Annotated in this window: 20 protein-coding genes and 1 pseudogene; 8 read left to right on the forward strand and 13 right to left on the reverse strand. The window is 71.2% G+C overall.

All coding sequences use genetic code 11. The features are described 5' to 3' along the window. Window positions 1–66: 66 nt before the first annotated feature. The gene (locus tag OIE53_RS13595; RefSeq protein ID WP_327026965.1) at window positions 67–447 is read left to right on the forward strand and encodes a YccF domain-containing protein; all 381 of its coding nucleotides are present in this window, start codon (window positions 67–69) and stop codon (window positions 445–447) included. Between the two features lie 130 nt (window positions 448–577). Continuing rightward, the gene (locus tag OIE53_RS13600) at window positions 578–1,183 is read left to right on the forward strand and encodes a DedA family protein (protein ID WP_327026967.1); all 606 of its coding nucleotides are present in this window, start codon (window positions 578–580) and stop codon (window positions 1,181–1,183) included. A gap of 40 nt (window positions 1,184–1,223) precedes the next feature. Here the strand turns inward: OIE53_RS13600 and OIE53_RS13605 are convergent, their stop codons facing one another. The 7 genes from OIE53_RS13605 to OIE53_RS13635 all read right to left on the reverse strand — a co-directional run bounded on the left by OIE53_RS13605 (window position 1,224) and on the right by OIE53_RS13635 (window position 7,278). Further along, window positions 1,224–1,841 (reverse strand): vitamin K epoxide reductase family protein, encoded by a 618-nt coding sequence (locus OIE53_RS13605; protein ID WP_442791390.1) that lies wholly within the window; start codon window positions 1,839–1,841, stop codon window positions 1,224–1,226. Then, window positions 1,838–2,494: a DsbA family protein gene (locus OIE53_RS13610; RefSeq protein ID WP_327026968.1), complete on the reverse strand. Its 657-nt coding sequence runs from the start codon at window positions 2,492–2,494 to the stop codon at window positions 1,838–1,840. The genes OIE53_RS13605 and OIE53_RS13610 overlap by 4 nt, the downstream gene beginning before the upstream one ends. A 94-nt stretch (window positions 2,495–2,588) precedes the next feature. Further along, the gene (locus tag OIE53_RS13615; protein WP_327026969.1) at window positions 2,589–3,503 is read right to left on the reverse strand and encodes a cation diffusion facilitator family transporter; all 915 of its coding nucleotides are present in this window, start codon (window positions 3,501–3,503) and stop codon (window positions 2,589–2,591) included. Window positions 3,504–3,621: 118 nt separating this feature from the next. Beyond that, window positions 3,622–3,942: a DMT family transporter gene (locus OIE53_RS13620; protein ID WP_327026970.1), complete on the reverse strand. Its 321-nt coding sequence runs from the start codon at window positions 3,940–3,942 to the stop codon at window positions 3,622–3,624. 83 nt (window positions 3,943–4,025) lie between these two features. Then, on the reverse strand, window positions 4,026–5,402 hold the full coding sequence (locus OIE53_RS13625; protein ID WP_327026972.1) for an FAD-dependent oxidoreductase: 1,377 nt from the start codon (window positions 5,400–5,402) through the stop codon (window positions 4,026–4,028). A gap of 153 nt (window positions 5,403–5,555) precedes the next feature. Further along, window positions 5,556–6,470, reverse strand: a complete 915-nt coding sequence (locus OIE53_RS13630; protein ID WP_327026973.1) for a bile acid:sodium symporter family protein — start codon at window positions 6,468–6,470, stop codon at window positions 5,556–5,558. Window positions 6,471–6,537: 67 nt separating this feature from the next. Then, window positions 6,538–7,278: a cellulose binding domain-containing protein gene (locus tag OIE53_RS13635; protein ID WP_327026975.1), complete on the reverse strand. Its 741-nt coding sequence runs from the start codon at window positions 7,276–7,278 to the stop codon at window positions 6,538–6,540. Window positions 7,279–7,542: 264 nt separating this feature from the next. Here OIE53_RS13635 and OIE53_RS13640 point away from each other — a divergent pair, with 264 nt between their 5' ends. Next, entirely contained in the window at window positions 7,543–8,109 is a 567-nt protein-coding gene (locus OIE53_RS13640; RefSeq protein WP_327026977.1) for a nucleosidase, read from the forward strand. Window positions 8,110–8,114: 5 nt separating this feature from the next. On the opposite strand, the gene OIE53_RS13645 is transcribed toward OIE53_RS13640, so the two are convergent. From OIE53_RS13645 to OIE53_RS13665, 5 genes are read right to left on the reverse strand one after another with little or no spacing between them, the layout of a single operon-like run. After that, the gene (locus OIE53_RS13645) at window positions 8,115–9,731 is read right to left on the reverse strand and encodes a GGDEF domain-containing protein (RefSeq protein ID WP_327026978.1); all 1,617 of its coding nucleotides are present in this window, start codon (window positions 9,729–9,731) and stop codon (window positions 8,115–8,117) included. Between the two features lie 52 nt (window positions 9,732–9,783). Beyond that, complete coding sequence (locus OIE53_RS13650; protein ID WP_327026979.1) at window positions 9,784–10,359, reverse strand: hypothetical protein; 576 nt, start codon at window positions 10,357–10,359, stop codon at window positions 9,784–9,786. Window positions 10,360–10,407: 48 nt separating this feature from the next. Beyond that, on the reverse strand, window positions 10,408–10,818 hold the full coding sequence (locus tag OIE53_RS13655; protein WP_327026980.1) for a VOC family protein: 411 nt from the start codon (window positions 10,816–10,818) through the stop codon (window positions 10,408–10,410). A gap of 57 nt (window positions 10,819–10,875) precedes the next feature. Continuing rightward, complete coding sequence (locus OIE53_RS13660; protein WP_327026981.1) at window positions 10,876–13,260, reverse strand: excinuclease ABC subunit UvrA; 2,385 nt, start codon at window positions 13,258–13,260, stop codon at window positions 10,876–10,878. A gap of 31 nt (window positions 13,261–13,291) precedes the next feature. Next, on the reverse strand, window positions 13,292–13,738 hold the full coding sequence (locus OIE53_RS13665) for a helix-turn-helix transcriptional regulator (protein WP_327026982.1): 447 nt from the start codon (window positions 13,736–13,738) through the stop codon (window positions 13,292–13,294). Window positions 13,739–14,014: 276 nt separating this feature from the next. Between OIE53_RS13665 and OIE53_RS13670 the strand changes: the two genes are divergently transcribed. Beyond that, a complete protein-coding gene (locus OIE53_RS13670; protein WP_327026984.1) occupies window positions 14,015–19,477 on the forward strand; it encodes an ATP-binding protein in 5,463 nt (1,820 codons plus the stop codon). 179 nt (window positions 19,478–19,656) lie between these two features. On the opposite strand, the gene OIE53_RS13675 is transcribed toward OIE53_RS13670, so the two are convergent. Further along, window positions 19,657–19,923, reverse strand: coding sequence for a metal-sensitive transcriptional regulator (locus OIE53_RS13675; protein ID WP_327026985.1), 267 nt, complete (start codon window positions 19,921–19,923; stop codon window positions 19,657–19,659). Window positions 19,924–20,086: 163 nt separating this feature from the next. Here OIE53_RS13675 and OIE53_RS13680 point away from each other — a divergent pair, with 163 nt between their 5' ends. The 4 genes and pseudogenes from OIE53_RS13680 (at window position 20,087) to OIE53_RS13695 (ending at window position 22,848) form a co-directional block, all read left to right on the forward strand. Next, window positions 20,087–20,677, forward strand: a complete 591-nt coding sequence (locus OIE53_RS13680) for a rhodanese-like domain-containing protein (RefSeq protein WP_327026986.1) — start codon at window positions 20,087–20,089, stop codon at window positions 20,675–20,677. A 143-nt stretch (window positions 20,678–20,820) separates the two neighbouring features. Then, window positions 20,821–21,318, forward strand: a pseudogene (locus OIE53_RS28480) (SulP family inorganic anion transporter); the annotation flags it as partial. Window positions 21,319–21,385: 67 nt separating this feature from the next. Continuing rightward, window positions 21,386–22,429, forward strand: a complete 1,044-nt coding sequence (locus OIE53_RS13690; protein WP_327026988.1) for a SulP family inorganic anion transporter — start codon at window positions 21,386–21,388, stop codon at window positions 22,427–22,429. Further along, on the forward strand, window positions 22,426–22,848 hold the full coding sequence (locus tag OIE53_RS13695; protein ID WP_327026989.1) for a carbonic anhydrase: 423 nt from the start codon (window positions 22,426–22,428) through the stop codon (window positions 22,846–22,848). The genes OIE53_RS13690 and OIE53_RS13695 overlap by 4 nt, the downstream gene beginning before the upstream one ends. The last annotated feature ends 46 nt before the right edge of the window (window positions 22,849–22,894 follow it).

The following is a 22,894-nucleotide window of genomic DNA, read 5'->3' on the forward strand; positions in this document are numbered from 1 at the left end:
CCGGCCCACACCGGCCACCGGCCTCCCCGCCGGTGGCCGGTGGCGCGCACCGGTCATCATTGGTTCATGATCCGATTCGTACTGAACGTGCTCTGGCTCATCTTCGGCGGCGGGCTCGTGCTGGCGATCGGCTACGGCATCGCCGCTCTGATCTGTTTCGTCCTCGTCGTCACCATCCCCTTCGGGGTGGCCTCGCTGCGGCTGGCGTCGTACTCGCTGTGGCCCTTCGGGCGCACCCTGGTCCCCAAGCCCGGAGTCGGGGTCGCCTCCGGCGTCGCCAACGTCATCTGGGTGGTCCTCGCCGGCTGGTGGCTGGCCCTGTCCCACATCGTCGCCGGGGTCAGCCTCTGCCTGACCATCATCGGCATCCCCTTCGGGGTGGCCAACTTCAAGCTTGTCCCGGCCGCCGTCTGGCCGCTGGGCCAGGAGGTCGTCCCCGCCCCCTGAGTCACGCGACCGGCCCGGTGGACCACGCCGGGCCGGTGGCCGGCGGCGGGCAGCCCAGCGGCCACCGGATCGTGCTACCAACCCCGTAGAGCAGGGGATTTCCGGACGTACCCGCCGCCAGAATCAGCGGATGGACCGCATCCTGGCCGTGCTCGCCGCGCTGCCTCCGCTGCTCGTACTGGCCCTGGTGTTCCTGTTGCCGGCCCTGGAGTCCTCGACCCTGCTGGGGTTGTTCGTGCCCGGTGAGGCCGTCGTCCTGGTCGGCGGGGTGGTGGCCCACCTGGGTGGGCTGCCGTTGTGGGCGGTGATCATCGCCGCGACGGTCGGGGCCTGCCTCGGCGACCAGGTCGGCTACCTGGTGGGTCGCCGTTACGGGCCGGGGGTGCTGGCCCACGCGCCGGCCCTGCTCCGTCGCCGCCTGGACCTGGACCGGGCCCGACGCCTGGTGGCCCGCCGAGGGGCGGTCGCGGTGGTGACCGGCCGTTGGGTGGCCGTGCTGCGGGTGCTGATGCCCCTGGTCAGCGGTGCCAGTGGAATGCCCCGGCGCACCTTCGGCTGGGCCAACCTCACCGGCGGGCTGCTCTGGGCGGCGGCCGTGTCCACCCTCGGCTACCTGGGTTCGGCCTCCTACCGCTACCTGGAGCGGGAGCTGGGCATCGGCACGTACACCCTGCTGGCCTTGATCGTGGTGCTGGCCCTGCTGGGCTCCTGGCGGCGCCACCGCAGGGCACACTGACCCGGACCCGGCCGACGGACACCGGTGCCGGCGGGCGGGCTCACCAGAGGGTGGACCAGTAGTCCCAGAACCGGACCAGGATGACCAGCATGATCACCAGGTACCAGACGACCAGGATGAGGCTGTGGTAACCGGCCAACCGGGCCAGTGGGGACGCCGGCGCGACCGCCCCCAGGTTGCGCAGGGTGGTGTAGAGGAAGATCGCGATGGTGACGACCCAGACCACCATGCAGTACGGGCACAGCGCCGAGATGACGTAGAGGCTCTGGTAGATCAGCCAGTGCACGAAGACCACCCCTAAGGTGGCTCCGACCTGGAGACCCAGCCAGCACCAGCCGGGCAGCCGCACCCGGGCCAGCAGCAGAACCCCCAGGGTGGTCACCACCGCGAAGCCGGCGATGCCGAGCAGGGGGTTGGGGATGCCGAAGGCGGCGGCCTGGGGGGTGGTCATCACCGACCCGCAGGACAGGATCGGGTTGATGCTGCAGGTCGGCACGTAGTCGGCGTCCGCCAGCAGATTGATCTTCTCGACCGTCAGGGTGCCGGCGGCCAGCAGGCCGATGCCGCCGCCCAGGGTCAGCACCCAGGCGGTGACCCGGGCCAGGAAATTGCGGTGCCGCGCCGTAGCCGCCGCCCGGCGGGCCATCGTCGCGCTCATCCGGCCAGGGCGGCGTCGATGGCGGCGATCATGTCCGACTGGGTCCGGACCCCGGTCAACTCCCGGCCGTTGAGGAAGAAGGTAGGCGTGCCCCGCACCCCCACGGTCTCACCGTCGGCCCGGTCCGCAGCCACCCGTCGGGCGGTGGCCGGGGCGTCCAGGTCCTGCCGGAAGCGGTCCACATCCAGGCCCAGATCGCGGGCGTACCCGACGAACCGGTCGGTCTGCGGGGTGTTCTGGTGCCCCCACTGCTCCTGGTTGTCGAACAACGCGGCGTACATCTGCGGGAAGCGGCCCTGCTCGGCGGCGGCCTGGGCGGCGCGGGCGGCCAGTTCGGCGTTGGGGTGGCTGGAGATCGGGAAGTACCGCACCACGAAGGTGATCCGGCCCTGGTAGGTGTCCAGGATCTCGGTGATCGAGGGGTGGACCGCCCGGCACGCCTCGCACTCGAAGTCGAGGAACTCCACGAGGGTGACCTTGCCGTCGGGTGCCGTGCTGAGCCGGTGGCTGTCCTCGCGGACCAGTACGGCCTTGTCGACCGGTGCGCCACTGGCGGCGGGTCGGCCGATGTTCCGGTTGACGGCGATCCCAACGATCATGACCAGGATGACCAGCAGGATCATCGCCAGGGTCAGTCGGGTGTTCCTCGTCATGCCGCTGCCAGCCTTCCGTGTGGGGACGCGCCCCATGCTGGCCCGGTTTCCTGACAGCTAGCTGAAAGCCCGCGCACCCACCGCGAGCCCGGTCTCACCAGTGCGCGCCGTGACACACGTCCTCGGCGCCCTGGGGCTCCACCTGGAGGGTGGCGTGCTCGATCGCGAAGCGGTCGTGCAGCACCTGCCGGGCCGTGCTGAGCACCTGGCCCAGGTCGGCCCCGGCCGTCAGTTTCAGGTGCGCCGAGGCCACCTCCATGCCCGAGGTCAGGGTCCACACGTGCAGGTCGTGCACGTCGGCGACGCCCGCCACCCCGCGCAGTTCGGTCCGTACCTCGGTGATGTCCAGGTGCGGCGGGGCGGCCTGCACGAGCACCCGCAGGGCGGCCCGCCCCAGCTTGAGGGTGCGGGGCAGGATGAACACCCCCACCGCCACGGCGATGATGGGGTCGGCGTACCACCAGTCGGTCAGCGCGATCACCACGGCGGCGACGATCACCCCGACCGAGGCGAGCAGGTCGCCGAGGACCTCCAGGTAGGCCCCGCGTACGTTCAGGCTCTCCTTGGAGCCGGAACGCAGCAGCAGGAAGGCCACGATGTTGGCCAGCAGACCCGCCACGGCCACGGTCAGCATGGGGCCGACCAGCACCTGCGGTGGTTCCTCGAACCGGCGTACCGCCTCCACCACGACGTAGACGGCGACCCCGAACAGCAGCACCGCGTTCGCCAGCGCCGCCAGCACCTCCATCCGGTACAGGCCGAAGGTGCGTTGGCCGTCCCGGGATCCCCGGCTGGCCGCCGTGATCGCCGCCAGGGCCATGCCGATGCCGAGCACGTCGGTGAACATGTGCCCGGCGTCCGACAGCAGCGCCAGGGAACCGGTCACCCAGGCCCCGATCGCCTCCACCACCATGAAGACGGCCAGCAGGGCGAAAGCCGCCCACAACCGCCCACGATGCTTCTCCCCCGCGCGCAGCACCTGCTGGCCGTGGTCATGTCCGGCACCCATCGTGCGCCCTCCCGCCCCGCCGACGGCGATCAACATATGCGGGCATTGCAATAAGTGCAACTCTAGCGGTCGGTCGGCGTCCCCACCGCCGTTTCGGCAGAAAGGGCCGGCCCGCAGGTCAGTGCGCGCCGCGCAGGTTGAGCAGCACCACCCCGGCGATGATCAGACCCACCCCGACCACCTTGGTGACCGTCAGGGGCTCCCCCAGCACGGTCGCGCCGATGGCCACGATCGCCGCGGTGCCCAGGCCGGACCAGAGGGCGTACGCGACCCCGACCTCGATGCCCTTGACCGCCTGGGCGAGCAGGGCGAACGCCGTCAGGTAGGACACGGCCAGCCCCACGGTCGGCCACAGCCGGGTGAACCCCTCCGTGGCCTTGAGCAGGCTCGTGCCGGTGACCTCGGCGGCGATAGCCAGCAGCAGGAAGACGTACGCCACCATGCACCTCGGTTCCACTCATGATCAGTCGATGCAGGTCACTCTGCCGGTTCGAAGAGACGATCACCAGAGGGATGCCCTCGTCACCGGGCGCGCAGGTTCGCCCGCAGGGCACCCAGGATGACCCCGGGGGTGGCCAGCGAGTCCGGATGCTCACGCATGGACACCACCTCGTTGAACCGGCGGGCGGTGGCGACGTCCGTGATGGTGGCGTTGACGATCTGCCGGCTGACCCAACTGGAGAGCCGGTAGCCCCGGGGGTAGGGGCCGTCGACATGCGGCAGGGCCAGATCAGCGGAGGTGGACAGCGACCAGGCGGCGTCGACCACCACCTGTTGCAGGGCCAGGAACTCCCGGGCCGGCTGGCGCAGATCCGGCCCGGGCCGCAGGTAGGTCGACAGGCAGGCGGCGTGCAGGGCCGCGGCCGTGATGCCCTGCCCGTACACCGGGTTGAAGGAGGCTACCGCGTCACCGACCGGGACCAGCCCGGCGGGAAAGCGGCGCAGGGTGTGGAAGTCCCGCCGTCGGCTGTCCCCGTGGCGGTAGGTCTGCACCTCGCCGAGCAGTTCACTGTCGGCGACCTCGCGGAACTCCGGTGGGAACTGCTCGCGCAGCCGACGCAGGAAGTCCTCCGGGATACGGCCCGGACGGTTGTCCGCGTAGCCGGCCATCATCGCCATCCACCGGCCCTCCTCGATGGCGAAGAAGGCCGCCCCCGCCACCTCCGGCGACCTCCGATAGCTGTTCAGGGCCATCACGACGGTGTGCTCCGGATCGTCCTGTCGACGCCGGAACACGGCGGTGGCGTAGTTGAGCTGCACGTTCATCCGCCGCATCGCGGGCCGCTCCCACCCGGCCTGCTCCAGCCAGTCGGAGAGCCGACTGGACCGGCCCATGGCGTCCACCACCAGATCCGCCTGCTCCACCCCGAGCCGACCGCCGACCTCGTACTCGACTCCAGTGGCGCGGTCCCCCTCGATCAACAGACCGGTCGCCCGTGCGGTGACCGTCTTGACGTTGGGCAGCCGCAGCACCTGCTGCCGGATCAGCCCCTCCAGCAGGGGGCGGCTGCCGGCCAGGCTGTCGGCGTCGTCCGGTACGACGACCTTCAGCCGCCCGTCCAGGTAGGTGCGTCGGGCCGCAGGGGGTGCCTCGATCGCCCCCTGGGCCAGGGCCAGCCGACGAAACCCGGGGAAGAGTCGTTCCAGGTGCAGGAAGCCGCCCGGCAGCAGGGCGTGCAGTTGGGTGCCCTGCGGAACCCCGGGCCGGGGGCCCGGGAGGTGCAGGTCGTCCCGGTCGATGACGACGACGCTGGCCGCATGGTCGGCCAGCACCCGCGCGGCCAGCAGGCCGGCGACACTGCCACCGAGCACGACCGCCTTGTCGATGAACGGTGACGGCTCGTCGGGGGGCCGCACCGCGTTCAACGCCGCGAAGACCTGAGCCGCAGAGAGGGACATGGGCTCTCCAAGGGGGTACGAGGTGCCGCCCACCCCGTACGCCTGCCGTGGTGCCGGCATGGCGACCGGCCGACGGGCGGGCGGGTCGGCATGGCGCTCATCGATCGTTGCACAGCCGGGGCCTGGCGTCCGACCCGCCGCCGGCTATCCGGGTCACGACACTCGGCCTCCTGGATGGAGGGTGGTGTCGCCCGGGGCGGTGGTGGTGCGGGGGCCCAGCCGGTTGACCAGGTAGCCGAAGGCAGCCGCGGTGAAGAACATGACAAGGGCGTAGACGGCCGCCGGGACCGCCATCCGGCTGCTGTCCAGCAGGGCCGGGCTGAGTGCGATCGTGATGGCCAGGGTGCTGTTGTGGATGCCGATCTCGAATCCGGCCGCCTTGGCCGCATCGCGGTCCACCCCGGCCAGTCGGGGTACGCCGTACCCGATCGCGAGGCTCAGCAGGTTGAACGCGAGCACGGCGAGACCCACCGAGACGAAGTACTCGGCCAGGTTCTCCCGGTCGCCGATCACGGTACCGGCGATCACCGCCACGAGTACGACCACCGACAGGATCCGCACCGGCCGGTTCAGGCTCGCGGCCAGGCGGGGCACCCAGGCCCGGACCAGCATGCCGAGGATGACCGGTACGAGCACGATGGCGAAGACCTGGAGCACCTTGTCGAACTGGAGACCGATGCTGCGCCCGTCACCGAGGAAGTACGCCGCCGAGAGGTTGACCACGATCGGCAGGGTGAACACGGCGAGCACCGAGTTGATGGCGGTGAGGGTGATGTTGAGCGCCACGTGCCCGCCGAAGAGGTGACTGTAGAGGTTGGCCGTGGTGCCGCCGGGAGATGCCGCTAGCAGCATCATCCCGACGGCCAGTTCCGGCGGCAGGCCGAAGGCGAGCACCAGACCGAAGCAGAGCGCCGGTAGCAGCAGCACCTGGCAGGCCAGTGCGATCACGGCGGCCTTGGGATGGTGGGCCACCCGGCGGAAATCGGCGACGGTCAGGCCGAGACCCAGACCGAGCATGATGACGCCGAGGGCGATGGGTAGTCCGATCAGGGTCAGGGGGGAGTCCATGACACAACATCGTTACCACCCGGTAACGCATTCACCATCATCCGTGTGGCTGGATACCCGGAACCGGTCAGGACCACCGCTCGCAGGTGAGGACGATTTCCTGCGGCACGATGGCGGCCGACGCCAGGAAGCCGAAGGTCGTCGATCCGCCCGGGGCCAGGACCCGGTTGTACTCGGCGTGCCGCACCCTCACCTCGGGCCCGGCCGCCTCCAGCACCGCGTTCCAGACCGACTGGACCCGCTCACCGCCGGGGGTAGTCCACCGCACCCGCCAGCCGTTGAGCTGGGACTCGCTGGGGTTGCGGACGGTGACCGTGACGACGAAGCCGGTCCCCCATCCGGAGTCGATGGTGGCGGTCGCGCTGCACGGCGGGGTCGATCCGGTCCGCGCCGGGCCGCCGATGACGTACCGGTCCCGTACCCCCTGGGCGTCGCTGAGCCGGAACCAGTACTGGGTGTCCGGGGTCAGTCCGCCGATGGTGACCGCACCGGAGCGCTCCGGTCCGGAGGTGCCCTCGGCCACCGGGTTCTGCCACTGGGTGGCGTCCTCCTGGCTGCCGAAGAGGTGGAAGGTGATCGGCGGGTCGTAGCCGCAGGGCGGGACGATGAACGCGCTGTAGGTGATGGTCACGCTGGTGGCGGTCGTGCCGGTCACCATGGCGTTGATCGGCAGCACCGGCGGGCAGACCGGAGTCGGCGAGGGGGTGGGGGTCGCCGCCGGTGCGGTCTGCGCGACCGCGGGGGTGACGAGCCCGGCGGCCAGGGTAAGGGTCGCGGCGGCCAGCACCACGCCGAACATGCGTTTCATCCATACCTCCCGGGGTCGGCCGCCGTCCGGCGGCGACCGTGGTTCACCGACTGGAGGAGGACGGCCCGGCACGGGTTCTCCCGCGCGTCCCCTTGCCCTGCAACAGATCGCGCGGCTCCCGGGCGCGATCGAAGTCGATTCTTTCAGTCGACATCCGTCGATACAACGGTCGCCGCGACCAAGCTCCAGGCCCGACCGGGGCAGCCCTTCGGCCGAACGGACCTTGCACCGAGGGCCGCCCCGGTGCCCGGCTACCATCGCCCGATGGATCTTCGAGGAACGATCAGCCCTGATCGCCCGCTGCTTGTGCTGGCCCTCGCGGAAGAGGCCGCGCACCTCGATGGGCGCCTACCGGTGCTGCTCACCGGCATGGGGAAGATCAATGCTGCCGCCGCGATCGCGGAGACTCTGGCCCGCGAGCCGCAGCCCTCGGCGGTGGTCAACCTCGGCACCGCGGGCGCCCTGCACCCCGGCTGGGCCGGCATCCACGAAGTCGGCAGCGTGCTGCAACACGACCTGGACACCGCCTTCCTCCACCGGTTGACCGGGCAGACCGTCGGGGCGCCGGTGACCCTGGGCGAGGGTCCGGTGCTGGCCACCGGCGACCAGTTCATCGCCGACGACCAGGCCCGCGCCGCCCTGGCCACCCGCGCCCACCTGGTCGACATGGAGGGCTACGCGGTCGCCTCGACCGCCCAGCGGTTCGGCGTACCGGTGCGTCTGATCAAGCAGGTCAGCGACGAGGCCGGCGCCGGGGCGGCGAGCACCTGGCAGGAGTCCGTGGACCAGTGCGCCCGGCTGCTGGCCGACTGGGTCCGCGACCACCTCTGAGTCGGTCAGTCGGCGGCCGCCGGGGCGCAGCCGGGCAACTCCGCCGCCAGGCAGCTGGCCTGATTGCCACCCGCGCGCTTGGCGGCGTACATCGCCTGGTCGGCGACGCTGAGGGCCTGCTCCAGGCAGTACGCCGGACCGTGGGCGACCCCCACGCTGACCCGTACCGGCCAGGCGGTCAGGCCGCCGACGGCGGCCACCGTCCGCAGGCCCACCTGCCGGGCCAGTGCGGCATCCGCGCCCGGCAGGATGGCGACGAACTCGTCGCCGCCCAACCGTGCCACGAAGTCGCCCGGCCGGACGCTGGCGGTGAGCAGGTCCGCCACCGCCCGCAGCACCTCGTCACCGGTGGCGTGGCCCAGGGAATCGTTTATGTGCTTGAACCGGTCGATGTCCACCGCCAGCACGGCCACCGGGCGGTCGGCCAGGTCGGGATCGGTCAGCTCACGCAGGAACCGGTCCAGCCCCCGCCGGTTGGCCACCCCGGTCAGGGGGTCGGTCCGCGCCGCCCGCTCGGCCTGCTCGTGCTGCCAGCGCAGCGCATCGTAGGCCTGCATCGTCATCGCGGTGTGCAGCCAGTGATTCCGTTGCCGCCACAGCAACTCGGCCAGGGCGTCGCCGTAGGTCAGCCCCGGCCGGGCACCGGGCGAGCCGGTCGCCGCCAGCAGCACCGCGTGGGTACGGTGCACCGCGGCCGAGATCAGCCAGTCGGTCTCCGCCGACAGCAGGGTGACGGCCTCCTCGATGACCCGTAGAGCCTGCTCGGGTCGCCCCGATCGGCGCAGGGCCACCGCGTGGAAGGGCCGGCACAGCAGGATCTCCTGATGCTGCTCGGACACCCCGTGGATGCGCAGCAGCTCGGTGTAGCGGGGGATGTCGGCAGCCGCACCGGCCGGGTCCTGACGGTCGGCACGGGAGCAGGCCGCGTACAGCAGGGCGGAGAGCCGCCACACCTCCGCCTTGGGGCCGGAGGCCTCGGCGGCGGCCCGAATCGCGTACTCCTCCGCCGCGCCGGTGTGCCGTTCCGCCTCGGCCACCTGACCGACCTGGTACAGCTCCAGGGCCCAGATCAGGTTGAGTTCGGCCAGGTTGCACAGCCACATCGCCCGGTTGCCGTTGTCCGGATAGGACTCTCGTCGGGTCGCCTCGTAGGCCGCCTCGAACTGGGGTGCGGCCAACTCGTACAGGCGAAGCTGGGCGTAGCCGATCGCGATTCCGGTGTGCGCGTTGCCCACGATCACCGGGTTGGGTTCGTCGGCCAGCAGGGCGGTCTGGGCGCTGACCAGGTCCCGCAGCACCGCCTCGATGTCGTACTCGGCGATGTTCTGGCCGCCCAGGCGCAGCCGTCGGGTCGCCCGCAGCGACAGGGCGCAGGAACGCCATCCGGCGCTGCCCTCCCGGTCGGCCGCGGCCAGCATCAGGTCGGTGGCGTCGATCGCGGCGCGCAGTTCACCCAGCCGGGTCAGCGCCACGACCCGGGCGAAGTGCATCGCCGCCGGACCGTCGCTGAGCTGTCCGGTCGGTTCGCGAAGCGCCGCCTCCGCGGCCGTCAGCACCTGCGCCGCAGCACCGGCCTGCGCCTCCTCAAGGAGGCGGAGCGCCCCGAGGGTCACCTCGTCCATGCGGCCTCCGCACCGCCCAGGTAGGAAATCAGCCCGATGGTACGGCAACGACTCAGTCGGGATGACCCGGCCGGGCGGGCGGTCCGCCCGTCGACCCGATCGTCGGCAGCGGCAGTTCGATCGCCGCCGGCCCATCCAGCCGTAGGGCGGAGTGGGCCGGTGGCTGCTTCTCGGCCCGGGGCAGCCGGGTGTGCAACCGGCCCCGCCCGGCCGGCTCCGACCGGACGGTGACCTCGCAGGTCACCATCTGGATCGAGGGCGGGGGTGGGGTGAACCGGCCGGTGCCCCAGCGCAGCCAGAGGGGAATCCGCCCGGCCTCCGCCTCGGCCAGCAGCTTCTCCCAGGTACGGCGGCGGGTGCCGTGGTCGACCTCGAGGACGACCGGCGGCCCGTCGGGGCGGGCGCAGGCCACATCGAGCACGGACTGCTGGGCCGACATCGGCGGCGGCAGCGGCAGCACGCTGGGGGCCCGACGGTAGACCCGCCAACCCTGCTCACGTGCCCAGCCGACCACGGTGTCGACCAGCCGGGCGGTGACCTGGTCGGTGGTCAGGTCGGTGAAGGCCAGCCGGTCGACCCGCTGCGCCAGCGACCCCGCCAGCCACCGCCCCTGCTCGCCGACCTCCATGCCCGCAGCCTAACCACCCCCCGTGCCCACCCCTGGTGGTGGCGGAGTTCAGGGCAGCTGTTGGAGGCGGATCAGGTTGCCGGAGGGGTCGCGTACGGCGCAGTCCCGCAACCCGTACGGCTGGTCGGTCGGTTCCTGGACCACCTCCACCCCGGCGGCCTGGAGCCGGTCGAAGGTCTCGTCCAGTTCCGGGGTGGCCAGCAGGAGGCCGGCGTAGGTGCCCTTGGCCATCATCTCGGCGATGGTGGCGCGCTCATCCGAGGTGATGCCGGGGTCGACCGCCGGCGGGGTCAGGACGATGGAGGTGTCGGGCTGGCCGGGGGGACCGACCGTCAGCCAGCGCATCCCGCCGTGCCCCACGTCCAGGCGGACCTCGAAACCGAGGATGTCGCGGTAGAAGGCCAGTGCCGCCTCCGGGTCGGTGTGCGGCAGGAAGCTGGCATGGATGGTGATGTTCATGCTGGTCACGCTAATCGCGCCCGGACCGGTGCGGCTTCTCGAATCCTGACCGCTTCCTCACCGGCCCACATAGCCGGCCAGGTGCTCACCGGTGACGGTGGATCGGGCGGCGACCAGGTCGGCCGGGGTGCCCTCGAAGACGATCCGGCCGCCGTCGTGCCCGGCCCCCGGACCGAGGTCGATGATCCAGTCGGCGTGGGCCATGACCGCCTGGTGGTGCTCGATGACGATCACCGACTTGCCGGCGTCGACCAGCCGGTCGAGCAGCCCCAGCAGGTGCTCGACGTCGGCCAGGTGCAGGCCGGTGGTCGGCTCGTCGAGAACGTAGACGCCACCCTTGTCGGCCATGTGGGTGGCCAGCTTCAGCCGCTGCCGTTCACCACCGGAGAGGGTGGTCAGCGGCTGCCCCAGGCTCAGGTAACCGAGCCCCACATCCGCCAGCCGGGTGAGGATGGCGTGCGCCGCCGGGGTACGGGCCGCCCCCTCGCCGAAGAAAGCCTCGGCCTCGGTGACGGACATGGCCAGCACCTCGCTGATGTTGCGCCCGCCCAGGTGGTATTCCAGCACGGCGGGCTGGAACCGCTTGCCCTCGCAGTCCTCGCAGGTGGTGGCGACACCGGCCATCATGGCCAGGTCGGTGTAGATGACCCCGGCCCCGTTGCAGGTCGGGCAGGCGCCCTCGGAGTTGGCGCTGAACAGGGCCGGCTTGACCCCGTTGGCCTTGGCGAAGGCCTTGCGGATGGGTTCCAGCAGGCCGGTGTAGGTCGCCGGGTTGCTTCGCCGGGAGCCACGGATCGCGGTCTGGTCCACCGCCACCACCCCGTCGCGTCCGGCCACCGAGCCGTGGATCAGGGAACTCTTGCCGGAGCCGGCCACCCCGGTGACCACGACCAGCACCCCCAGCGGGATGTCGACATCGACGTCGCGCAGGTTGTGGGTGGCCGCGTCCCGGACCTCCAGCGCCCCGGTGGGGGTACGCACCTTCTCCTTGAGGGTGGCCCGGTCGTCGAGGTGCCGTCCGGTCAGGGTGTCACTGGCCCGCAGACCCTCGACGGTGCCCTCGAAACAGACCGAGCCGCCGGCCGTACCCGCCCCGGGGCCCAGGTCGACCACATGGTCGGCGATCGCGATCATCTCCGGCTTGTGCTCCACCACCAGTACGGTGTTGCCCTTGTCCCGCAGCCGCAGCAGCAGGTCGTTCATCCGGGCGATGTCGTGCGGGTGCAGCCCGACGGTCGGCTCGTCGAAGACGTAGGTGACATCGGTCAGCGAGGAGCCCAGGTGCCGGATCATCTTGGTGCGTTGGGCCTCGCCGCCGGAGAGGGTGCCCGAGGGGCGGTCCAGGGAGAGGTAGCCGAGCCCGATCTCCACGAAGGAGTCGAGGGTGTGCCGCAGCGAGGCCAGCAGCGGCGCCACGCTCGGATCGTTGCACGACCGCACCCACTCGGCCAGGTCGCTGATCTGCATCGCGCAGAGGTCCGCGATGTTGCGCCCGTCGATCTTCGAGGAACGGGCCAGTTCGCTGAGCCGGGTGCCACCGCAGTCCGGGCAGGTGGCGAAGGTGATCGCCCGGTCGACGAAGGCGCGGATGTGCGGCTGCATCGCCTCCCGGTCCTTGGACAGGAAGGACTTCTGGATCCGGGGGATCAACCCCTCGTAGGTCACATTGATGCTGTCGACCTTGATCTTGGTCGGTTCTTTGTAGAGGAGGTCGTTGAGCTCGCGCTTGGTGAAGGCGCGGATCGGCTTGTCCGGGTCGAAGAAGCCGCTGCCGCTGAAGATGCGGACGTACCAGCCGTCCGCGCTGTAGCCGGGAATGGTCAGGGCGCCCTCGTTGAGGGATCTGCTGTCGTCGTAGAGCGCGGACAGGTCGAAGTCGCTGACCCGGCCCATCCCCTCGCACCGTGGGCACATGCCGCCGGTGACGCTGAAGCTGCGGCGTTCCTTCGTCGTGGTGCCGCCGCGTTCCAGGGTGATCGCACCCGCCCCGCTGACCGAGGCGACATTGAAGGAGAAGGCCTGCGGCGAGCCGATGTGCGGCTGACCCAGTCGGCTGAACAGGATCCGCAGCATGGCGTTGACATCGGTGACCGTGCCGACCGTCGAGCGGGAGTTGGCACCCATCCGTTCCTGGTCGACGATGATCGCGGTGGTCAGCCCGTCGAGCACGTCGACCTCGGGCCGCGCCTGGGTCGGCATGAAGCCCTGCACGAAGGCGCTGTAGGTCTCGTTGATCAGCCGCTGCGACTCGGCCGCGATGGTGCCGAAGACCAGGGAACTCTTGCCCGACCCGGAGACCCCGGTGAAGACCGTCAGCCGACGCTTGGGGATCTCGATGCTGACGTCCTTGAGGTTGTTCTCCCGCGCGCCGTGCACCCGGATCAGGTCATGGCTGTCGGCGACGTGCGCCGAGGGGGTCCCGGCGCTCGTGGTCCTGGTCATCGTCTTCTCCATCCCCGTGAGCGTTCGCCGGTCACGCTAGCCGCGGCCGTTCCGTCGACGCTTCTCGAATCCTGATCGGCCGGGTCACCTGCCGCGACACGCACCCGGGCATCTCGGCCGCCCTCGTGCGCGCCTGCCGCCGGTAGATGCTGGGCGGTACCCCGACCAGCTCGGTGAACCGGGTGCTGAAGGTACCCAACGACCCACAACCGACCGTGAAACATACCTCGGTGACCGTCAGATCGCCGCGCCGCAACAGCGCCATCGCCCGCTCGATGCGCCGGGTCATCAGATAGGCGTACGGCGATTCCCCGTAGGCCAGGCGGAACTGGCGGCTGAGGTGACCGGCGGACATGTTCACCCCACGGGCCAGCGCCTCGACGTCGAGGGGCTGGGCGTACTCGCGGTCGATGCGATCCCGGACCCGACGCAGCCGCGCCAGATCCTTCAGCTGCTCGGCCGAGGCTCTGCCGGTCACCCGCGAAATCGTGCCACGATGCCGAGTGGTTGCCCAGCAAGCACGCGGGTGCGGCACACCGCACCGGGCCTTTACCGTCGAGATGGGGGTCGATGACGGTATCGCGCAGGTGAGGTGAAGACACCAAAAGGTTTTGTGTGGTTCCTACAATCCGGCCGCGCAGGGTTCGGCGGTTACGGCATGGCGCGACCCGTTCTCAGGCAGAACAGTGTTCACTGCCGGGGCCGCCGTCCTGCCGCCTCGTTCGTCACAGGATCTACCGGAGGGGTCGATCGGGTGTTCAGCCGTATCGCCATCGTCAACCGTGGTGAGGCCGCCATGCGGCTCATTCACGCGGCCCGAGAACTGGCTGCGCAGACCGGGACACGGATCGAGACCGTCGCCCTCTACACGGATGTGGACCGCACCGCCACCTTCGTACGGGAAGCGGACCTGGCCTATGAGCTGGGCCCTGCCTCCGCCCGGCCGTACCTGAACCTGGCCACCCTGGAGCGCGCCCTGCTGGCTACCGGCACCGACGCGGCGTGGGTCGGTTGGGGCTTCGTCGCCGAGGATCCGGCCTTCGCTGAGTTGTGCGAGAAGATCGGGGTCACCTTCATCGGGCCCAGCCCGGAGGCGATGCGCCAGCTCGGCGACAAGATCGGCGCCAAGCTGATCGCCGAGCAGGTCGGGGTGCCGGTGGCCCCGTGGAGCCGGGGCGCGGTCGAGAACCTCAACGCCGCGCGGGCCGCCGCCGCCGAGATCGGTTACCCGCTGATGCTCAAGGCGACCGCGGGCGGTGGCGGGCGCGGCATCCGAGTGATCACCAGCGAGGCCGAGCTGGCCGAGGCGTACGAGCGCACCAGCCAGGAGGCGGCGCGGGCCTTCGGCAGCGGAGTGGTGTTCCTGGAGCGCCTGGTCACCGGCGCCCGGCACGTCGAGGTCCAGGTGATCGCGGACGGTCAGGGCACCGCCTGGGCCCTGGGGGTACGCGACTGTTCGGTGCAGCGCCGCAACCAGAAGATCATCGAGGAGTCGGCCTCCCCGGTGCTCAGCCCGGAGCAGACCGCCGAGCTCAAGTCCTCGGCCGAGCGACTGGCGCTGGCCGTCGGCTACCGGGGGGCGGCGACGGTCGAGTTCCTCTACCACCCCGGCGACCGGCTGTTCGCCTTCCTGGAGGTCAACACCCGGCTCCAGGTGGAGCACCCGATCACGGAGTCCACCACCGGTTTCGACCTGGTCAAGGCGCAACTGTGGGTGGCCGCGGGTCGGCGACTGGAAGGTGAGCCGCCCGTCGAGCGGGGGCACGCCATCGAGGCCCGACTCAACGCCGAGGACCCCGACCGGGACTTCGCCCCCTCCCCCGGCCGGGTGGCCCGACTGGACCTGCCCGCCGGACCGGGCATCCGGGTGGACACCGGCATCAGCGAAGGTGACACCATCCCGGCCGACTTCGACTCGATGATCGCGAAGATCATCGCCTACGGTCGGGACCGCGACGAGGCCCTGGGTCGACTCCGCCGGGCGATGACCGAGACCACGGTGATCATCGAGGGGGGCGCGACCAACAAGAGCTTCGTGCTCGACCTGCTCGACCGGCCCGAGGTCATCGACGCCAGCGCGGACACCGGCTGGATCGACCGGGTGCGGGCCGACGGCGAACTCGTCGGGCACCGGCACTCCGCGGTCGCCCTGGCCGCCGCCGCCATCGAGTCGTACGAGGAAGAGGAGCGCGACGAGCGGCACCGGCTGCTGGCCACCGCGGCCGGTGGGCGCCCTCAGGTGCAGCATGTCGGCGGCCGACCCCTGGACCTGAAACTGCGCGGGGTCGGCTACCGGATGCGGGTGGCCCGCACCGGGGCGCACCGGTTCCGGGTGGGGATCGAGACCGGCGGCGAGGTCCGTACCGCGGATGTCGAACTGGACCGTTTCGATCGGCACACCGGACAGATCGTCGTCAACGGGGCCCAGCACCGGCTGCTCACCGCCACCCACGGGCCGATCCACCTGGTCGAGGTGGACGGGGTGACCCACCGGGTCAGCCGCGACGAGGGTGGGGTGCTGCGGGCGCCCATGCCCGCCCTGGTCGTCGCCACCCCCCTGGCGGTCGGCGCGGAGGTCGAGGCCGGGGCGCCGGTCCTGGTGCTGGAAGCCATGAAGATGGAGACCGTGCTGCGGGCGCCGTTCCGGGCCCGGCTGCGGGAATGCGCGGTAGCGGTCGGCAACCAGGTGGAGGCGGGCACCCCCCTGCTGCGGCTGGACCCGATCGGCGACGGTGAGGCCGAGGCCGGTGAGGACCCGGCCGCCTCGGCCGTCGAGTTGGACCTGCCGGCCGCCCCCGAGCAGGTCCCGGTGCTGGAGCGCACCCGACGCGGCCAGGAGGACCTGCGGGGTCTGCTGCTCGGCTTCGATGTGGACCCGCACGACGACCGGCGGGTGCTCGACGACTACCTGCTGGCCCGGCAGGCGGCCACCGAGGACGGGCACCGGCCGCTGGCCGAGGAACTCGACCTGCTCAACGTCTTCGCCGACCTGGCCGAACTGAGCCGCAACCGGCCCACCGGTGAGGACGGTGGCAGTGCCCACGTGCACAGCGACCGGGAGTACTTCCACACCTATCTGCAGAGCCTGGATGTCGAACGGGCCGGCCTGCCGGCCACCTTCCAGGCCAAGCTGGCCCGGGCCCTCGGGCACTACGGGGTGACCGAACTGGACCGCTGCGCCGAGGTCGAGGCCGCAGTCTTCCGGATCTTCCTGGCCCAGCAGCGGGCCACCGCCGACGCCGCGGTCGTCACCGCGCTGCTGCGCGCCTGGTTGCCGGAGCCGCCGCCGGAGGAGGCCCTGCGCGAGCCGGTGGGCCTGGCCCTGGAGCGGCTGCTGGCCGCCACCCAGGTCCGCTTCCCGGTGATCGCCGACCTGGCCCGGGGGGTGGTCTTCGCCTGGTTCGCCCAGCCGCTGCTGCGCCGCAACCGGGCCCGGGTCTACGCCGAGGTCCGCAAGCACCTGCGCCACCTGGATGCCCAGCCGGACGCCCCGGACCGGGCCGAGCGGGTGGCCGCGATGGTACGCAGCACCGAACCCCTGGTCCGGCTGCTAGGTCAGCGGCTGCTGCGCGACCGCTTCGACAACACCGTGATGCTGGAGGTGCTGACCCGGCGTTACTACGGCAACAAGCAGCTCATCGGGGTCCGCACCCGCCCGGCGGCCGGCTGCACCTTCGTGGTCGCCGAGCGGGCCGACTCCTCCCTGGTGTCCGCCGCGGTGGGCTTCGAGGCCTTCGGCGACGCGCTGCGCGGGCTGGCCGAGCTGGCCGTCGACGAGAAGGCCGTCAACGCCGACATCTATCTGGCCTGGGAGAACCAGCCGGAGGACTTCGATGCGATGGCGCAGGCGCTGCTCGCGGTCATCAACGCGCAGCCCCTGCCCCCGCAGGTACTTCGGCTGACCACCACGGTCGCCGGCAGCGGCGGGGCGGTCATGCACCACCACTTCACCTTCCGTCCGGCGGACGGCGGGATGGCCGAGGAGCGATTGATCCGGGGCCTGCACCCGTACATCGCGCAGCGGATGCAGTTGGAGCGGCTGCACAAGTTCGACCTGACCCGGCTGCCCTCGGCGGACGAGGAGGTCTACCTGTTCCAGTGCGTGGCCCGGGAGAACCCCTCCGACGACCGACTGGTGGCCTTCGCTCAGGTGCGGGACCTGACCGAGCTGCGGGACCACGACGGTCGGCTGGTCGCGCTGCCGACCACGGAGGACGCGGTGGCGGCCTGCCTGGACTCGATCCGCCGGGCCCGGTCCCTGCGGCCCTCGAAGAACCGCTTCCCCACCAACCGCATCGTGATCTACGTGTGGCCGCCGAGCGGCCTGACCCGGGCCGAGATGGAGATGATCGCCGGGCGGGTACGCCCGACGACCGCGGGCGCCGGGTTGGAGGAGATCCTGTTCATCGCCCGGCAGCAGGACCGGGCCACCGGCAAGTTGACCAAGGTCGGGATCCGGATCACCTTCGACGCCACCGGTGGGGCGCAACTGACCGTCGGCGAGCCGCCGGTCGAGCCGATCGAGCCGCTGGACGACTACCGGCTGAAGGTGCTGCGGGCCAGCAGCCGCAACACCGTCTACCCGTACGAGCTGACCCGGCTGCTCGGGGACTTCGTCGAGTACGACCTCGACGAGACCCACACCCTGGTGCCGGTGGACCGGCCCAAGGGCCGCAACAGCGCGGCGATCGTCGCCGGTGTGGTCAACACGAAGACCGCCCGGCACCCCGAGGGCGTCACCCGGGTCATCCTGCTCGGGGACCCCACCAAGGCCCTGGGCGCGCTGTCGGAGCCGGAGTGCCGGCGGGTGATCGCCGCCCTGGATCTGGCCGAGCGGATGCAGGTGCCGTTGGAGTGGTACGCCCTGTCCGCCGGGGCCCGGATCTCGATGACCTCGGGCACGGAGAACATGGACTGGGTGGCGGCGGCCCTCAAGCGGATCGTCGAGTTCACCCAGGACGGCGGCGAGATCAACATCGTGGTGGCCGGCATCAACGTGGGCGCCCAGCCGTACTGGAACGCCGAGGCCACCATGCTCATGCACACCAAGGGTGTGCTGGTGATGACGCCGGATTCGGCGATGGTGCTCACCGGCAAGCAGTCGCTGGACTTCTCCGGCGGGGTCTCCGCGGAGGACAACTTCGGCATCGGTGGCTACGACCGGGTGATGGGCCCGAACGGGCAGGCGCAGTACTGGGCGCCCAACCTTTCCGCCGCCCGCGACGTGCTGATGGCGCACTACGACCACACCTATGTCGCGCCGGGCGAGTCGGCACCTCGGCGTACGGACACCACCGACCCGGTGGACCGGGACATCTCCGACTTCCCGCACTCGGTGGCCGGCAGCGACTTCAGCACGGTCGGCGAGATCTTCTCCGCCGAGTCCAACCCGGACCGCAAGAAGCCCTTCGACATCCGTACGGTGATGCGGGCCCTGTCCGACCAGGACCATCCGGTGCTGGAACGCTGGGCGGGGATGGCCGACGCGGAGACCGCGGTGGTGCAGGACGTCCACCTCGGCGGCATCCCGGTGTGTCTGCTCGGCATCGAGTCGCGGTCGGTGCCCCGGCACGGGTTCCCGCCCACCGACGGCCCGGACACCTACACGGCCGGCACCCTGTTCCCCCGGTCGTCGAAGAAGGCCGCCCGGGCGATCAACGCGGCCAGCGGCAACCGGCCGCTGGTGGTGCTGGCCAACCTGTCCGGCTTCGACGGCTCGCCGGAGTCGATGCGCAAGCTGCAACTGGAGTACGGCGCCGAGATCGGTCGGGCGATCGTGAACTTCCGTGGGCCGATCGTGTTCTGTGTGATCTCGCGGTACCACGGTGGCGCCTTCGTGGTCTTCTCCAAGGCGTTGAACCCCAACATGACCGTGTTGGCCCTGGAGGGCTCGTTCGCCTCCGTGCTGGGTGGGGCGCCGGCCGCCGCGGTGGTGTTCGCCCGCGACGTCGACGCGCGTACCGCCGCCGACGCCCGGGTGCGGGAGTTGCAGGCCCGGGTGGCCGCCGCGGCCGGTGCCGAACGCGCCACCTTGACCGCGGAGCTCGACGAGCTGCGCTCGGCGGTACGGGCGGAGAAGCTCGGTGAGGTGGCCGCGGAGTTCGACCGGGTGCACGACATCCACCGGGCGGTGCAGGTCGGCTCCGTCGACGCGGTGATCCGCGCGGCCGAGCTGCGTCCCCGCATCATCGAGGCCATCGAGGCCCGCCTGGGGTGAGACCGGACACGGCGGGGTCGGCGGTGAGCCGGCCCCGCCGTGGCGGTGCGACGCCCCCACCGGTCGCGGCGGGGCGATCACAGTACGACGCTGTGCAGTCGACCGAGGTCAGGACCGCCACCCCGACGAGCCTCTGCCGATCTGGGTGATGCGGCAGTGACCCGCCCGGGCGGCAGTTGTCAGGCCAGGGACAGGAACAGCTTCTCCATCTGATCCAGGTCTGCCTTGCGTTCCTCGCCGGGGGCGGCGGTGACGCACTGCTGAAGACCACTCGCAATGATCTTGAATCCAGCGCGGTCCAGGGCCCGGGACACGGCGGCGAGCTGAGTCACCACCTCGGCGCAGTCCCGCCCGTCTTCGAGCATCCCGATGACCCCGCGGATCTGCCCCTCGGCGCGGCGCAGCCTCTTGATCACGTCACCGACGGCGTTCTCGTCGACCTGCATGTCCACCCCTCTCGATCGGCGGGCCCAACAGTACACCCGGGGGTATACCCTCGAACTGCTTCACCGCCCACCACCAGGCATTTGTCGCTCGGCCCTCCGTCGGACATACTCGGTTACGACATACCCCCAGGGGTATCCAAGTCCACTGATCGAGGAGAGTCACGTGACCGCCAGCAACACCTCAGCCGCCATCGACGTCGCCACCGCCCGCGCGCTGATCGCCGAGAACCCGGACACGTTGATCGTCGACGTGCGTACGCCCGGGGAATATGACAGCGCTCACGTCCCCGGCTCGATCAACCTGCCGCTCGACCAGGTCGACGCGCACCTGGGCCGGATCGTCAACGACGCCGGTGGCCGGATGCTGCTGATCTGCCAGTCCGGTGCCCGGGCCAGCCAGGCCTGCACCAAGCTGGTGAACGCCGGACTGCCTGCGGCCACCGTGGTCACCGGCGGGATGAACGCCTGGATCACCGCGGGCGGCCCGGTGCAGCGGGGTCGGGAGCGGTGGGGCCTGGAGCGCCAGGTGCGCCTGGTGGCCGGCAGCATCGTCCTGCTGTCGATCCTGATCAGCATCTGGGTGCCGGGGGCCCGGTTCGTGGCCGGTTTCATCGGAGCCGGTCTGACCTTCGCCGCCCTGACCAACACCTGCGCCATGGGCATGATGCTGACGAAGCTGCCCTACAACCGGGGTGCCGGCTGCGACATCGACGCCTCCATCGCCCGGCTCAGCGAGCCCGGGCTGCGGGCATGAGTGCGACCTACCCCCGGCAGGATCACACCGGCCTGGCCCGGGTGGTGCCACTGATCGGCTGGTTGCGGCACTACGACCGCAACATCCTCCGGCACGACCTGGTGGCCGGTCTGACCGTGGCCGTCATGTTGGTGCCGCAGAGCATGGCGTACGCCACCCTGGCCGGTATGCCGGCCGTCACCGGCCTGTACGCCTCGATCGTGCCGCTGGTGGTCTACGCCCTGCTGGGTACCTCCGGCTCCCTGGCCGTGGGCCCGGTGGCCATCACCGCCCTGATGACCGGCGCGGCGCTGGCTCCCCTGGCCGAGGGTGACCCGGCCCGGTACGCGGCCCTGGCCGCGCTGCTGGCCCTGCTGGTCGGTGCCATCCAACTGCTGCTGGGAGTGCTGCGGCTGGGGGTGCTGGTCAACTTCATGTCCCATCCGGTGCTGTCCGGGTTCACCTCGGCGGCGGCGATCGTCATCGCCGCCAGCCAGGTCAAGGACCTGTTCGGGTTGAACATGGGCCGGGCGGACACCTTCGGGCAGACCGTGGCGGCGCTGTGGGACTCCGCCGGCACCGCCCACGGTCTGACCATCGGGGTGTCCCTGGTCAGTGTCCTCGCGCTGGTGCTGCTGCGCCGGTACGTACCCCGACTGCCCGGCGCCCTGCTGGTGGTGGCCGGTATCACCGCGGTCAGCGCGGCGTTCTCCCTCGGCGAGCGGGGGGGTGAAGATCCTGTCGGACGTTCCGGCGGGCCTGCCGGCACCGGCGCTGCCCAGCCTGTCCGGCCAGGACCTTCAGGCGCTGCTGCCGGCGGCGATCGCCATCGCGCTGGTGGCGTACCTGGAGGGCATCGCGGTGGCCAAGACCCTGGCCGCCAAGTCCCGCCAGCAGGTGGCCCCGGACCAGGAACTGGTCGCGGTGGGTGCGGCGAACGTGGCCGCCGGCGTGTTCCAGGCCTTTCCGGTGGCCGGTGGCTTCTCCCGCAGCGCGGTCAACTTCTCCGCCGGGGCCCGTACCCCGGTGGCGACCCTGGTGACCGCGGCGATGGTGGCGATCACCGCCCTGCTGCTGACCCCCGCCTTCCACCACCTGCCCCGGGCGGTCCTCGCCGCGATCGTCGTGGTCGCCGTGCTGGGTCTGGTCGACGGCAGGGGCGCGGCCACCACCTGGCGGGTACGCCGTGCCGACGGGCTGGCCCTGGGCCTGACCTTCCTGGTCACCCTGATCCTCGGGGTCGAACCGGGGCTAGCCGCCGGGGTGGCCTTCAGCCTGGGGGTGTTCCTGTGGCGCTCCGCCCGGCCGCACACCGCCGAACTCGGCCGGGTGCCGGGCACCGACCGGTACCGCAACGTGCAGCGGTTCACCGGCCTGCTCACCGACCCGCGATACGCGATCATCCGGGTCGACGGGCCGCTCTACTTCGCCAACGCCCAACGGCTGTCCGACCAACTGCTCGGCCTGGCCGAACAGCGGGAGGGTCTGGTGGCCGTGGTGTTGGACGCCAGCGCGATCACCGATGTCGACACCGACGGCGCGACCGCCCTGGCGGAGCTGCGGGAGCGGTCTGCCGCCCGCGGGGTGGCCCTGCACCTGGCCACCGTCCGGGGCCCGGTGCGCGACCTGCTGGACCGCGCCGGGGTGTGGCGATCGGTCAGCGAAGCGGGCCAGGTGCACCCCGACATCCCCACCGCCCTGGCGGCGGCCGGGAGCCCCACGGCGGCCTTGGCGGGGGTCGGTGGCGGTGCCGAGGTCGGGCGGGAGCGATGACCGAATCCCAGCGCTTCGCCACGATCGTCACCTGCATCGACGGGCGCATCCAGCGTCCGTTGGAGGAGTGGGCGAGAGAACACCTCGATGTCGACTACCTGGACACGATCACCGAACCGGGACCCGCGGCGGTGTTGACCGCCACCGGGGAATCGCACCTGACCGCGGTCCTGGAGAAGGTGGCGGTGTCCCAGCGGGCCCACGGCAGCGGCACCCTGGTCATCGTCGGGCACGCCGACTGCGCCGGTAATCCCGTCTCCGCCGACGAGCACCGCGACCAGCTCCGCCGGAGTGTGGCGCGGCTGGCGCGCCGGTTGCCCGGCACCCGCATCCTCGCGGTGCACGCCGACCAGTGCGGGGAACGCTGCTGGGATCCCGAGCTCGTCGCTGAGGTCTCCCCGCCGCCTGTCGGGCCCTGACCTCGTCTTTCAGCCCCACCGGTCATCGAGTTGCGTTGGTCACGAC

Origin of the sequence: Micromonospora sp. NBC_01739 (genome assembly GCF_035920385.1) — a bacterium.
Lineage (GTDB): Bacteria > Actinomycetota > Actinomycetes > Mycobacteriales > Micromonosporaceae > Micromonospora.

Bases quoted from the DNA above. Each gene is read 5' to 3' on its own strand.
- OIE53_RS13625 (WP_327026972.1), bottom strand. From the start codon at position 5,402: ATGTCCCTCTCTGCGGCTCAGGTCTTCGCGGCGTTGAACGCGGTGCGG.
- OIE53_RS13650 (WP_327026979.1), bottom strand. From the start codon at position 10,359: ATGGAGGTCGGCGAGCAGGGGCGGTGGCTGGCGGGGTCGCTGGCGCAG.
- OIE53_RS13655 (WP_327026980.1), bottom strand. From the start codon at position 10,818: ATGAACATCACCATCCATGCCAGCTTCCTGCCGCACACCGACCCGGAG.
- OIE53_RS13645 (WP_327026978.1), bottom strand. From the start codon at position 9,731: ATGGACGAGGTGACCCTCGGGGCGCTCCGCCTCCTTGAGGAGGCGCAG.
- OIE53_RS13630 (WP_327026973.1), bottom strand. From the start codon at position 6,470: ATGGACTCCCCCCTGACCCTGATCGGACTACCCATCGCCCTCGGCGTC.
- OIE53_RS13595 (WP_327026965.1), top strand. From the start codon at position 67: ATGATCCGATTCGTACTGAACGTGCTCTGGCTCATCTTCGGCGGCGGG.
- OIE53_RS13610 (WP_327026968.1), bottom strand. From the start codon at position 2,494: ATGACGAGGAACACCCGACTGACCCTGGCGATGATCCTGCTGGTCATC.
- OIE53_RS13635 (WP_327026975.1), bottom strand. From the start codon at position 7,278: ATGAAACGCATGTTCGGCGTGGTGCTGGCCGCCGCGACCCTTACCCTG.
- OIE53_RS13640 (WP_327026977.1), top strand. From the start codon at position 7,543: ATGGATCTTCGAGGAACGATCAGCCCTGATCGCCCGCTGCTTGTGCTG.
- OIE53_RS13600 (WP_327026967.1), top strand. From the start codon at position 578: ATGGACCGCATCCTGGCCGTGCTCGCCGCGCTGCCTCCGCTGCTCGTA.
- OIE53_RS13615 (WP_327026969.1), bottom strand. From the start codon at position 3,503: ATGGGTGCCGGACATGACCACGGCCAGCAGGTGCTGCGCGCGGGGGAG.
- OIE53_RS13675 (WP_327026985.1), bottom strand. From the start codon at position 19,923: ATGCAGGTCGACGAGAACGCCGTCGGTGACGTGATCAAGAGGCTGCGC.
- OIE53_RS13605 (WP_442791390.1), bottom strand. From the start codon at position 1,841: ATGAGCGCGACGATGGCCCGCCGGGCGGCGGCTACGGCGCGGCACCGC.
- OIE53_RS13695 (WP_327026989.1), top strand. From the start codon at position 22,426: ATGACCGAATCCCAGCGCTTCGCCACGATCGTCACCTGCATCGACGGG.
- OIE53_RS13660 (WP_327026981.1), bottom strand. From the start codon at position 13,260: ATGACCAGGACCACGAGCGCCGGGACCCCCTCGGCGCACGTCGCCGAC.